This is a genomic window from Pseudomonas sp. ADAK13, from assembly GCF_012935715.1.
Classification (GTDB): domain Bacteria; phylum Pseudomonadota; class Gammaproteobacteria; order Pseudomonadales; family Pseudomonadaceae; genus Aquipseudomonas.
In genome coordinates, this window is record NZ_CP052860.1 from 5775893 (window position 1) to 5788209 (window position 12317).

Genomic DNA, 12317 nt, shown 5'->3' on the forward strand with positions numbered 1-12317 from the left:
ACGCTAGCGCATTGTGCTCGTCCGTCACTTAGTGCGGTGCGCGAGGGATGGTCTTGAGCAGGTCGTCCGGGCTGATGTAACCCACCACGCTGCCCGGTTGCGGCAGGCCGAGGATGTGGCCCTTGATCTTGCCGATCACGTGCATCTCGCACGGCTTGCAGTCGAACTTCAGCGTCAGCACTTCATCGCCGTGGATCAACTGCATCGGTGCCACCTTGGTCTTCACGCCGGTCACACCCTTGGCCTGTTTCGGGCACAGGTTGAACGAGAACCGCAGGCAGTGCTTGGTGATCATCACCGGCACTTCGCCGGTTTCTTCGTGGGCTTCATACGCCGCGTCGATCAGTTGCACGCCGTGACGGTGATAGAAGTCGCGGGCCTTCTGGTTGTAGACGTTGGCCAGGAACGACAGGTGCGATTCCGGGTACACCGGCGGCGGCGTGGTTTCTGCCTTGCGGCCGCCCCGTGGATGAGCCTGGATACGCGCCTCGGTCAGCGCCTCGATCACTTCACGGCGCAATGCCTTGAGCTGCGAGTTCGGGATGAAGAACGCCTGCGGTGCATCCAGCTCGATTGACGTGGCGTGGTACTGGGTGGTGCCCAGTTGGCCCAGCAGGTCGCGCAGGGTTTCCAGCGCCTGTTCCGGCTTGTTGGCCACGCCGAACGGACCGGGCAGGGCGACGCTGGCGCTGATGCCTTCCTCGCTGGTGACGGTCAGGTCCAGGCGATCTTCCAGCAGGCGGGCCACCCACGACACACCGATACGGCGCTCGGCAGAGGTCTTGAGCAATGCCTGCTGCCAGTTATGGTCCAGGTTACGGTTCAACGGATGATTCGGACGCAGTTGATGCAGGCCGGCCGGCATCTCGTTGGGCTCGACGCGGTAGCGATAGCGTTTTTCGCCGTCCTCTTCAAACTCACCTTTTGGCTCGGCAATGTTGGCGCGGAAGCCCACCACTTCGCGCTTGATCAGCACGTTGAGGCCGTCACCGTTGGACAGCGGCTCATGGGTGACCACTTGCAAGTCGCGCTTGCCGGCTTTTTCCACCACACCCACCGGCAGGCCGGTAAAGGTCGGGGTGTCGAAGGCGCCGATGTCGACCTTGCGGTCGGTGACGAAGTAGTCGGTGCTGCCACGGTGGAAGGTCTTTTCCGGGTCGGGCAGGAAGAAATGCGCAGTACGGCCGCTGGACGCGCGCGCCAGGTCGGGGCGGTCTTCGAGAATCTCGTCGAGGCGCTGACGGTAATAGGCAGTGATGTTCTTCACATAGCCCATGTCCTTGTAGCGGCCTTCGATCTTGAACGAACGCACGCCGGCATCCACCAGGGCACGCAGGTTGGCGCTCTGGTTGTTGTCTTTCATCGATAGCAGGTGCTTTTCAAAAGCAACCACGCGGCCCTGGTCGTCTTTCAGGGTGTAGGGCAGGCGGCACGCCTGGGAGCAATCGCCACGGTTGGCGCTGCGGCCATTCTGGGCGTGGGAGATATTGCACTGGCCGGAGAAGGCCACGCACAAGGCGCCGTGGATGAAAAACTCGATGGCCGCGTCTGTTTCGTCGGCAATCGCACGGATCTCTTGCAGGTTCAGCTCGCGGGCCAATACCAACTGCGAGAAACCCGCCTGGTCGAGAAACTTCGCCCGGCCCAGGGTACGGATGTCGGTCTGGGTGCTGGCGTGCAGCTCGATGGGCGGAATATCCAGCTCCATCACCCCCAGGTCCTGGACGATCAGCGCGTCGACGCCGGCGTCGTGGAGCTGGTGGATCAGCTTGCGGGCCGGTTCCAGCTCGTTGTCGTGCAGGATCGTGTTGATGGTGGTGAACACCCGCGCGTGGTAGCGCCGGGCGAACTCCACCAACTGCGCGATATCGCTCACGTCGTTGCAGGCGTTATGGCGCGCGCCGAAACTCGGGCCGCCGATGTACACGGCGTCGGCGCCATGCAGGATAGCCTCGCGAGCGATGGCAACATCGCGCGCAGGGCTGAGCAATTCCAGGTGATGCTTGGGCAAGGACATAGTTTTTTTAGTCAGGCTTGTCACGGAGGCGGGCATTGTAGCTGCGAAATGCCTTATCGACATCTATCAGGGCCTACGTGCGCTCCCACAGTGGAATGCAGTCAACTGTGGGAGCCGGGCTTGCCCGCGATGCAGGCACCGCGGTGTATCCGTTACACCGAGGCGATCCCATCGCAGCCTCGCTGGGGCTCGACAGCTCCCACATTGGAGCGTCGACCCCCTTATTCATCAGGCCTTGGCGGCCATCGCCGTGACTTCAACCCGCATGCCTTCCACCGCCAGGGCGGCCACGCCAACCGCTGCACGCACGGGCCAGGGCTTGGCGAAATAGCGTTTGTAGACTTCGTTGAAAGCGGCGCGGTCGGCCATGTCGGTCAGATAAATGGTCAGGTGCATGACCCGGTCAATCGAGCTGCCGGCACGTTCCAGGGCCACCTTGAGGGCCTGCAGGGTGCATTCGCTTTGCAGGGTGATGTCGCCCAGTTCCAGGCTGCCGTCGGCGCGGGTGGGAATTTGCGTGGAGACGAGGATGCCGTTGAAGCCGATGACTTCGGACGAGATGGAGTCCGGGTCGAGGTCGGGGGTGAAAGCGAGGTCGTGGTTGGCCATGAAGGTCTCGTTTTGCTGCAGAGTGAGGCCGCGCAGTTTAACGCCTCCAGCAGAACTGCCAACCCAAATAGCCGATCACCGTGCCAGCGACCGACGTCGCCGGCACGTCCCGGGAAGGGCTTACAGGATGCTGAACGGGTAATTGACGATCAGGCGCGTATCGTTGACGTCGCCGCCACTGCCCGACTCGGAACTGCCGGTGTGGTAGGCCTGGCGCAGGCGGAACGCGAGGTTTTTCGCCGGCCCGCTCTGGACCACGTACTTAACTTCTACGTCGGTTTCGTGCTCCTTGGCGCCGTCGCCGTAGGCGCCGAGATAGGCACTGTTGGCGGGGGTGTGGCTGCCGTCAATGTCGGAGCCGTTGATGTAGCGGCTCATGAAGCTAAGTCCCGGCACACCGTAGGGCGCCATGTTCAAGTCGTACCGCAGGGCCCAGGAGGCTTCGCCTGGGCCGTTGAAGTCAGACCATTGCACCGAGTTGGCCAGCAGGATCGAGTCGCCGGCCGCGGCGGCACCGTTGTCACCCGCGCCGATATAGTCGAACGGCTCATTGCCATCGATCTTCTGGAACGACAGCGTCAGCGTGTGGGCCTGCAGGAACGAATAGGCCGCCGCCAGCGAGTACGCCGTGGTGTTGATCGTGCCCGCATTGGCACTCCCGGTATCGAGGGTGCGGTACAGGTTGCCGTCCAGGGTCACCGACTGGCCATTACTCAGGGGCATCACGTAATTGAGGTTGGTGTAGTACTGGCGCCAGACGTCCTGCAATTCGCCGGCGTACACCGTCGCGCTCAAGTCCGGGGTGAAGGTGTATTTGCCCCCGACAAAACTGGCACTCTTGGTCGCTACGTTGGCGTAGGTGGCAAAGATATCGTGCTCATGGTTGGTGGTATCGCCACCGTTGGTCGCGGTGAAGTGACCGGCTTCCAGGTTCAGGCCGGCGATTTCGTTGCTGGTCAGGTCAAAGCCTGTGGCGGTCTGGTCGAGCAACCCGACACCACCGACGGCAAACACCGGCGCAGTGGGCTGCATTTCACCGTATTTGAGCTGCGTCCTGGAGATCCGCAGTTTCAACGCACCACCCAGCGAGCCGTAGGCGTCCTGAGGGTCGCCGTTGCGATCAAGCGGCAGGTTGCCGGTGTTCGCATATTTGCGCTGGGAGTCGAGTTTCAGCCCGCCGTAGGCATAGGCGTCGACGCCGAACCCGATAGTGCCCTGCGTGAAACCGGAGATGTAGTTGGCCATGACGCCTTGTGTCCAGTCACGCTGGTCGGCGCGACCTTCTTCCCGGTTACGGTTCAAGTAGTAGTTGCGCGCGACGCCGGTGAGAGTGCTGCCATCGACAAAACCCTTGGCGTCTGCCTGATCCATTACTGATTCTGCCAAAGCCACTTGGCTCAGGCTGCTGGAAATGACCAGCGCTAATAGGCTCCACTGTTTAACCATGGTTATAGCTACCCCGGATAGATTAATCGCTAATAGTTGCGTGCGCAGGTGCACGGCCTTATTTTTTATGGCGTATATAACTTTTGGGCAGGCGATATTAAGACGGGCATTCAAGCCGGGTTTCGCGTGTTGTAGTTTTAGCCGGGCACCCCCTGGCGGGCGGCGCTGGCCTTTGCGCGATGGGGGATTTTTAACCGGTTTGCGGTAAAGGACCAGTGAAGGGATGGTTAAACTCGATTAATTAAAATTCACTATACCGCTGCCCGTGCTGCTGTAGTTTTGGTCGTGTCTTAGCCGCTCTGCTTCGACAAAATCCTTTGGTTTGCCGCCGCAGTCTCTGCGGCGGATTTTTTATGGTCGCTAGATGTATAAATTTTTAACCTGTTTATAAAGTGGCACTTTGATAGTTGGTTAATTCAAACTAAGCAACTGCGTAGAATAACGGTTCACTTCTGCCCCATTTCGCACAACTGCTGTGCGAGGCGAGGGATTAATCCCGCGCGATTGAGTGCCTATAGTTCCATCACCGCCGCAACGTCCCACGAGGCGTCGCGAAATCCAGCCGTAGATTGGTGATCATAATGAACCGTGAATTCAAGCCTGACGTGACCGATACCCAGCCCCTGCACCTGCACCTGCTAGACGCCGAATACTTCGAATACAGCAAAGCCGCCAACCCCATCAGTGCCAACCTGATCACCCGCATTCCCTACCACAGCTTCCCGGCCTCGCTGTACGACAGCGGCCCGTCCCGGGTTGTGCCGCTGGACCTCAGCGAGGCACTGGGCTGCGAAGGCCCGGCCACCGGCCCGGGGCTGTGTGCGAACTTCATTCGCTTGAACGCCGGCGATACGCTGGACCTGCAACCCAACGCCACCTCACAGGTGTTTTATGTGATCGCGGGGCAGGGCAGTGTGGTTCAGGGTGAGCATCGGATCGAATGGTCCAAGGGGTGCTTCCTGGCGCTGCCAGGCCTGCAGCCGGCGCACTTCAGCGCAACCCGGGATGCGCGGCTGTACTACGTGCATGACGAACCACTGCTGCGTTATCTGGGCGTGACCCGCAGTGCCGACCGCTTCGTGCCGACGCTGTACCCGGCGGAGCTGGCCAACGCCAAGCTGCGTGAAGCCGCCGATGATCCCCGCGCCCAGGACCGCAGCCGCATCAGCATCCTGCTGGGCAATCGGCATTTCCCGCAAACCCGCACCGTGACCCATGTGCTATGGGCGATGTACGGCATCCTGCCTGCCGGATCGATTCAAAAACCTCATCGGCACCAGTCGATTGCGCTGGATTTCATCATCGATTGCCCAAAGGGCTGCTACTCGCTGGTGGGCACCGAGCTGGACGCCGACGGGCAAATCCGCAACCCGGTGCGGGTCGACTGGTCGCCGGGGCTGGCGTTTGTCACACCACCGGGTTACTGGCATGCCCATTTCAACGAGTCCGACACCGAGGCGTTCCTGATTCCGATCCAGGACGCCGGGCTGCAAACCTACCTGCGCTCGCTGGATATACGCTTTAGCTGACGCGCTTCCAGTGCGGCGTTTCGCCGAGTTGCTCGACGATAAAGTCGATGAAACACCGCACCTTGGAAGACACGATGCGCTTGGGCGGATAGACGAACCACACCGCCGATTCGCGGCCGGCGATCCGGATACTCCACTCAGGCAACCACACCACCAGCTCGCCGACGTCAATGCGCTCGGCCACCAGCCAGTCGGGCAGCAAGGCAAACCCCAGGCCTTGCTGTACGGCGATCATCTGCGCGTCCAGGTCGTTGATCCGGAGGCAGTCTTTATGCACCAGCGGCGACACTTCATGCCCGTTGGCGAAAGCAATCTCAGCCGCCCCCAGAATCCCGGGCAGTGCCGCCAGGTCGGCAGGTCTGGACGGTGCCGGGTGCTCCCGGCAAAACCCCGGGCTGGCCACCAGCCGGTAGTTTTCATCGCAAATCTTGCGGGCCTTCAACGTGGAATCCGCCAGGGTGCCAATCCGGATCGCCAGGTCCGCGCCGGCGTGGATCAGGTTGACGTGGCGGTCATCCAGCACCAGTTCCAGCTTGATCTGCGGGTAGCGGGCCAGGAACGCGTTTAAGGTGGGCAGCACATGGTGGCGGGCAAAGGCGGGCGGCAGGTTGAGCTTGAGCACGCCACGGGGCTGTTCGTTCAGCGCCGAGGTAGCCGCCTTGGCCTGCTCCAGTTCGTCCAGCACCCGGCGTGCGTGCATCAGGAAGGTCTGGCCGCCCTCGGTCAGGCGCAGCGTGCGGGTCGAGCGGTTGAACAGGGCGATGCCCAGGTCCTGCTCCAGGTCTTTCACGTAGCGTGAAACCGTAGACGCCTTGATGCCCAGCCGGTCGGCGGCGCGGGAGAAGTTATTCCCCTCGGCCGCTTCCACAAAGGCGGTTAACGCTGCGAAGTAGTCCACGTGCAGCCCTCGGTCTTGATGATGGGTGACGGCCAATGCAACGAATGGCCGCTCAGGGCCTCATACAATAACCAACGGTGCGGCGATGCAAGCTCAAATGCAGGCGCCGGAATCGAATACTTAATGAGCGCAGGTGATCGATTTATGACGGATGCCGAGAAGAATCATGTGGCCTGGCTGGTAGAACAATCGATGCTGCACGCCGCTAAACAGCGGGCCAAACTCTACTCGGGGCAAGGCAGGCTATGGCAACAGCCTTATGCACACACGCGGCCCCGTGATGCTTCAGCCCTGTCGTCGGTGTGGTTCACGGCGTACCCGGCGTCTATTGTTACCCGCGAAAACGGCAGCGTGCTGGAGGCCCTGGGTGATGAAACCTTGTGGCATGCGCTGTCGAAAATCGGCATCCAGGGCATTCATAACGGCCCGCTGAAACGCTCGGGCGGCCTGACGGGCACCGAGCACACGCCGACCATTGACGGCAACTTTGACCGCATCAGTTTCGACATCGACCCGCAACTGGGCACAGAAGCGCAGCTTCAATCCCTGGCCCGCATGGCCGCCGCGCATAACGCGGTGATCATTGACGACGTGATTCCGTCCCACACCGGCAAGGGCGCGGACTTCCGCCTGGCCGAGATGGCCTACGAAGACTACCCCGGGCTCTACCACATGGTGGAAATCCGCGAGGAAGACTGGCCATTGCTGCCCGAGATTACCGAAGGCCGCGATGCACAGAACCTCAGCCCGACGCAGGTCGACGCCCTCAGAGACAAGCACTACATCGTCGGCCAGTTGCAGCGGGTGATTTTCTTCGAGCCCGGGGTCAAGGAAACCGACTGGAGCGCCACCGACGTGGTCATCGGCGTGGACGGCAAGCCCCGGCGCTGGGTGTACTTGCATTACTTCAAGGAAGGCCAACCGTCGCTGAACTGGCTGGACCCGACCTTCGCCGCGCAGCAGATGATCATTGGCGACGCACTGCACGCCATCGACGTGATGGGCGCGAAAATCCTGCGCCTGGACGCCAACGGATTCCTCGGCGTGGAGCGCAAACTTGAAGGTAACGCCTGGTCTGAAAGCCATCCGCTGTCCATCACCGGCAACCAATTGCTGGGCGGCGCGATTCGCAAGGCGGGCGGCTTCAGCTTCCAGGAGCTGAACCTGACGGTGGACGACATTGCCGCCATGTCCCATGGCGGCGCCGACCTGTCCTATGACTTCATCACCCGCCCGGCGTACCAGCACGCGCTGTTGATGGGGGACACCGAATTCCTGCGCCTGATGCTCCGGGAGATGCATACCCTCGGCATCGACCCTGGCTCACTGATCCATGCCTTGCAGAACCATGACGAACTGACCCTGGAGCTGGTGCATTTCTGGACGCTGCACGCCCATGACACCTACCTGTACCAGGGGCAGACCTTCCCCGGCGGCATCCTGCGCGAGCACATTCGTGAGCAGATGTACGAACGCCTGGCGGGCGAGCACGCGCCGTATAACCTGAAGTTCGTGACCAACGGGGTGTCCTGCACCACCGCCAGCATCATCACGGCGGCGCTGGGGATTCGCGACCTTGAGGCGATCACCCCCGCAGATATCCAGCAGATCCGCCAGATTCACCTGCTGCTGGTGATGTACAACGCGATGCAACCGGGGGTGTTCGCACTCTCCGGATGGGACCTGGTCGGCGCACTGCCCTTGCCGGCAGAGGACGTTGCCCATTTGATGCTGGATGGCGACACTCGCTGGATTCACCGCGGCGCCTACGACCTGGTAGACCTGAACCCGGACGCGCCGCAGTCCGCCGGGCACATGCCGCGCCCTAAAACCCTGTATGGCAGCCTGACCCACCAGTTGACCGACCCGGACTCGTTTGCCTCCCAACTGCAGAGAATCCTCGCGGTGCGCCGTGCCTACGACATCGCCGCCAGTCGCCAGATCCTGGTGCCGGACGTACAGCACCCGGGGCTGTTGATCATGGTCCACGAACTGCCGGCGGGCAAAGGCACCCAGATCACCGCACTGAACTTCGGCTCCACACCCATCACCGAAACCCTGCACCTGCCCGATATTGCGCCCGGGCCGGTGGTGGACATCATCAATGAGCGGGTAGAAGGTGATTTGACGCCCGAGGGGGACTTCACCATTACGCTGGATGCATATGAAGGCTTGGCGTTGCGGGTGGTCAGTAGCTCACCGATGCTTTGAGCGGCTGCATCGACAAGTACCGTTCGATGATTTCCAGCAGCAATCGGTTGTCCACGGTCTGCAATACGTCCACCAGGCCAGTAGTAGGCGGTGTGATGCCAACGTCCAGCCGCAGTGGCTGCTTATAGCGCCAGGTTTTGCCCCGCGTACGGCCGGCGCGCAGTTCTACTTCCGTGTAGTACTGCGTGGCGGTGGCAACGCGCGGATCCAGCAACCAGGCAATCACCAGGGCGTCATGGACCCAGCAACCGGCCAGGCTGCGGGTGGCCATTGAGTAGTCGATCCAGGGCCTGAACGTCTCGCAGATAAAACGGGCGAGGGGCGTATCGAGTTGCTGGATACGGTCCAGGTCGTGGTGCGTCATCAGGGTTTGCGTGGTGACGTCCAGGGGCACCAGGGTGATATTCGCGCCACAACCGAGGACACGGTCCGCCGCTTCCGGATCGAAGCCGAAGTTGGTGTCCTTGATGAAGTCATCCAGGGCGAAAACACCGCCCATGATCACGATTTGCCTGACCGCCTTGATCATGTCCGGGTAGCGTTCAATCGCCAGCGCCACGTTGGTCAGCGGCCCGATCGCCACCAGGGTGATTTCCCCAGGGTTCGCGCAAATCAACTGGCCTATGGCGTCGGCCGCTTCCTGGGCCGGGGCCTCGAAATTCAGGGGAGGGCGCACGCCATTCCATAAATGCACGAGCTGGCGTTTGTGTACGGTGTTGTCCAGCGCATCGCGCCAGGGCCCGCCGGGTTCCTGCAGTGCCTGAGTGCTGCCCCTGACCACGGGTAACGAGCGGCCGGTTCGGGCCATCAGGTCTTTGGCGACGTTGTAACCCACGGCGCTGGGGGTGTTGCCTGCCACCGTGGTGACCAGTTCAAGCGACAATTCGGGTGCAGCCAGTGCCAGCGCCAATGCCAGACCGTCGTCAACATTGGCGCCTGCAATCCCGTTTCCGGGATCGCAATCAATAATTAAACGTTTCATTTCACCTTCTTTTTTTAGACTCGCGGTGTTTGCACAGCGCCGCATCCGCAGGACTCACCAATCACCAGACGGTGAGAAAACTCTTGCAGCTTCACCTCGCCATTCCAGGCCAGCAGCATGGCAATGGCGGCTTTGGCCATCTCCCGCACGGGCTGGCACACGGTGGTCAGTGACGGCGCATAAAACGCCGACTCCTCGGTACCGTTGAAACACACCAGGGCTACCTGTTCGGGGACTTTTATGCCGTGTTCCGACAGGGCCCGAATACAGCCGATGGCTTGCGCTTCGTTGGAGCAAAACAGCGCGCGGGCCGGTGGGCCGGCGGCCAACATGCGCTGCGTCGCGTCATACCCGCCTTGTCGTGTGTAGCTGGCGGGCAATATCCATTCGGCGCGTTCTTCAATGCCGGAGTCCGCCAGCGCGTCACGCCAGCCGTTCAAGCGGTCCTGGGCGTTGAGCATTTCCGGGGGGCCACAAATGATGCCTACCTCGCGGTAACCATGGCTCAGCAAATGTGCAGTGACTTGACGTGCAGCGCCGCGCTCGTCGACCCGCAGCATATTGACGGCCAGGCTGGGGTTGACGCGGTCGAGCATCACAAAAGGCGTGCCGCTGGCCTGGATCAGCTCGATATGCGGGTGGCGGTCGACGCTGGTGTAGAACAGCCCATCCACCCGCTGGCTCAGGAGGTTGTTGATCAGGTTCAGCTCACGCTTGCGGCAGTCACCGGAATCGCCCAGCAGGATGACCAGGCCGTTGTCCAATGCTTCCTGTTGCAGTGCATGGGCGAAGGAGGCGATGAAGGTATTCGAGATATTCGGCACAACCAGCCCATAGGTGCGGGTTTTGCCCGAGGCCAGTGCCTGGGCGACGCCATTGGGCCGGTAACCGGTGTGTTTTATGGCATCCAGTACACGCTGGCGCGTCGCCTTGGCGACGGGCCTTGGGCCGTCGTTGATCACATAGCTGACGACCGCGACCGAGGTTCCTGCTTCGCGGGCCACATCATCGCGTGTGGCCCGGGTGGGATACTGTTTTGTCAAAGCGACCTGCCATTTCCTGTGAGTCGATGGACACGCGGGCGGTACCCGGTAACAGGTCTACCCGCGTAGATGTTTACGGCAAGAGAAGGGGCTGAGATGGGCGGCATTATCACTGCTGGTTTATTTCAGTTTGATGACCTGTGTACGGCTTCGCTTAGACACCCGCAGCCCCGTCAGGGTCAGAAGATCGCGTAGGTGTAGCTGAAGATCACACGCGCCTGGTCCACCGCACCCACGTTGGGAATGCCGCTGCGGAAACTGCCTTCGCGCAACGAGGTGCCAAACCCTTTCAACGGACCGCTCTGCACCACGTAGTCGATGCGCATGTCACGTTCCCACTCCGAGTAGCGGCTGGCGCCGTCGACCGAGCGGATGTTGTCGCCATGCAGGTACAGCGCCGAGGCCGAGAGACCGGGCACGCCCAGCGCGGCGAAATCGTAGGAGTACTGGGCAAAGTTGGTGTTTTCGCCTGCACGGATGAACGAGTTATCCATCACGTCGGTAATCAGGTAGACGCTGGCGCCGCCGTTGCCTTCGCTGTTGCCGGCGCCGCCCACTACGTTGCCCTGGTTCAAGTACACGGTGCCGCCGGAGTCAGACACCTGCTGGCGGCCGAGCATGAATGCGTTGCCGCCCAGGTAGTAGGTGAACGCCGCACTCCAGGTGGTGTTATCCACTTTGCCCGGTTCGCTGGCGTAGCCGCCGTTGTTGTTGAAGAGGTAGCCGGTGGTGCCGTTTTTACCCTGGGATTTGCTGTTGAAGTAGCGCAGGTCGGTTTTAAAACGGGAGTTTTCACCCAGCGGCGTGGTGTTCAACAAACCAAGGAAATCCTGGGTGTAATAGTCCTTCAGGTCGGCGCGGTAGTACTGCAGGGTGGTGGTGGGGGTGATTTTCCAGTCGGCGCCGGCGTAGGTGAATGAGTTGCTGTCCTGGGTGCCACCGGCAATGGCCAACCCTGTGGAGTTGGACGACGCACGCCCCGTGGAGCGGTTGAGTTGCCCGGCATTGATCGTCAGGTTATCGATGTCTTTGGACGTTACCGTCACGCCTTCAAAGGTTTGCGGCAGCAACCGGCCGTCGTTGGCCACCAGGATCGGCAGGTTAGGCTGCAGCGCGCTGCCGGCGTGGAACTCGGTCTTGGACACGCGAAGCTTGGCGTTGGCCCCGAGGCGGCTCCAGCTGTCCACCGGCGTGCCGTCCGAATCGACCGGTGCGAGTGAGTTCGAGGTGCTGGCGCTCGGGTGCTGGGTACCACCGGAAAGGTTGAATGCCTGCATGGCTTGAACGTCGAGACCGAAGCCGACCGTGCCTTGGGTAAACCCGGAGAGATAGTCGAGTTTGAAACCCTGGGTCAGTTCGTTCTGATCAACGCCCGGGGTGTTCGGGTTATCACTGCGAAGGTAAAAAGTGCGCGCGTTGACCGACGCCGTGCTGTCGTCGATAAAGCCTGCTGCCAGTGCTTGTTGCGCAAGGATACTGGTAGTCACTGCCAGTGCGAGGGTGGACCGTTTCATGTCAATGCTCCTATGGATTGCCGATTTACAGGCATGGCTTCGCCCGACTGGTGGTTGAACCGTCGTGC

General features: G+C 61.3%; 9 protein-coding genes. 2 read left to right on the top strand and 7 right to left on the bottom strand.

What is annotated here, in order from left to right; translation table 11 throughout:
• Positions 1-28 precede the first annotated feature (28 nt).
• From HKK54_RS26605 to HKK54_RS26615, 3 genes are all read right to left on the bottom strand, one after another.
• Positions 29-2017 carry a peptidase U32 family protein gene (locus tag HKK54_RS26605; RefSeq protein ID WP_169388380.1) on the bottom strand — a complete coding sequence of 663 codons (1989 nt, stop codon included), beginning with the start codon at positions 2015-2017 and terminating at the stop codon, positions 29-31.
• 228 nt (positions 2018-2245) lie between these two features.
• Positions 2246-2626, bottom strand: coding sequence for a RidA family protein (locus tag HKK54_RS26610; RefSeq protein WP_169388381.1), 381 nt, complete (start codon positions 2624-2626; stop codon positions 2246-2248).
• Between the two features lie 120 nt (positions 2627-2746).
• Positions 2747-4072, bottom strand: coding sequence for an OprD family porin (locus HKK54_RS26615; protein WP_169388382.1), 1326 nt, complete (start codon positions 4070-4072; stop codon positions 2747-2749).
• A gap of 581 nt (positions 4073-4653) precedes the next feature.
• Between HKK54_RS26615 and HKK54_RS26620 the strand changes: the two genes are divergently transcribed.
• Positions 4654-5601 carry a cupin gene (locus HKK54_RS26620; RefSeq protein WP_169388383.1) on the top strand — a complete coding sequence of 316 codons (948 nt, stop codon included), beginning with the start codon at positions 4654-4656 and terminating at the stop codon, positions 5599-5601.
• Here the strand turns inward: HKK54_RS26620 and HKK54_RS26625 are convergent.
• A complete protein-coding gene (locus tag HKK54_RS26625) occupies positions 5594-6499 on the bottom strand; it encodes a LysR family transcriptional regulator (RefSeq protein ID WP_169388384.1) in 906 nt (301 codons plus the stop codon). The two genes, HKK54_RS26620 and HKK54_RS26625, sit on opposite strands and share 8 nt — an antisense overlap.
• Before the next feature lie 144 nt (positions 6500-6643).
• Between HKK54_RS26625 and treS the strand changes: the two genes are divergently transcribed.
• Positions 6644-8710 (top strand): maltose alpha-D-glucosyltransferase, encoded by a 2067-nt coding sequence (treS, locus tag HKK54_RS26630; protein WP_169388385.1) that lies wholly within the window; start codon positions 6644-6646, stop codon positions 8708-8710.
• Here the strand turns inward: treS and HKK54_RS26635 are convergent.
• The 3 genes from HKK54_RS26635 to HKK54_RS26645 all read right to left on the bottom strand — a co-directional run bounded on the left by HKK54_RS26635 (position 8688) and on the right by HKK54_RS26645 (position 12249).
• Positions 8688-9692 carry a nucleoside hydrolase gene (locus tag HKK54_RS26635; protein ID WP_169388386.1) on the bottom strand — a complete coding sequence of 335 codons (1005 nt, stop codon included), beginning with the start codon at positions 9690-9692 and terminating at the stop codon, positions 8688-8690. The genes treS and HKK54_RS26635 overlap by 23 nt on opposite strands.
• A 14-nt stretch (positions 9693-9706) precedes the next feature.
• Positions 9707-10735: a LacI family DNA-binding transcriptional regulator gene (locus HKK54_RS26640; protein WP_169388387.1), complete on the bottom strand. Its 1029-nt coding sequence runs from the start codon at positions 10733-10735 to the stop codon at positions 9707-9709.
• A 179-nt stretch (positions 10736-10914) separates the two neighbouring features.
• Positions 10915-12249 (bottom strand): OprD family outer membrane porin, encoded by a 1335-nt coding sequence (locus tag HKK54_RS26645; protein WP_169388388.1) that lies wholly within the window; start codon positions 12247-12249, stop codon positions 10915-10917.
• Between the last annotated feature and the right edge of the window lie 68 nt (positions 12250-12317).

Excerpts from the sequence above, each read along its gene's own strand:
- HKK54_RS26605 (WP_169388380.1), bottom strand. The coding sequence starts at position 2,017 with ATGTCCTTGCCCAAGCATCACCTGGAATTGCTCAGCCCTGCGCGCGAT.
- HKK54_RS26610 (WP_169388381.1), bottom strand. The coding sequence starts at position 2,626 with ATGGCCAACCACGACCTCGCTTTCACCCCCGACCTCGACCCGGACTCC.
- HKK54_RS26615 (WP_169388382.1), bottom strand. The coding sequence starts at position 4,072 with ATGGTTAAACAGTGGAGCCTATTAGCGCTGGTCATTTCCAGCAGCCTG.
- HKK54_RS26620 (WP_169388383.1), top strand. The coding sequence starts at position 4,654 with ATGAACCGTGAATTCAAGCCTGACGTGACCGATACCCAGCCCCTGCAC.
- treS (WP_169388385.1), top strand. The coding sequence starts at position 6,644 with ATGACGGATGCCGAGAAGAATCATGTGGCCTGGCTGGTAGAACAATCG.
- HKK54_RS26635 (WP_169388386.1), bottom strand. The coding sequence starts at position 9,692 with ATGAAACGTTTAATTATTGATTGCGATCCCGGAAACGGGATTGCAGGC.
- HKK54_RS26645 (WP_169388388.1), bottom strand. The coding sequence starts at position 12,249 with ATGAAACGGTCCACCCTCGCACTGGCAGTGACTACCAGTATCCTTGCG.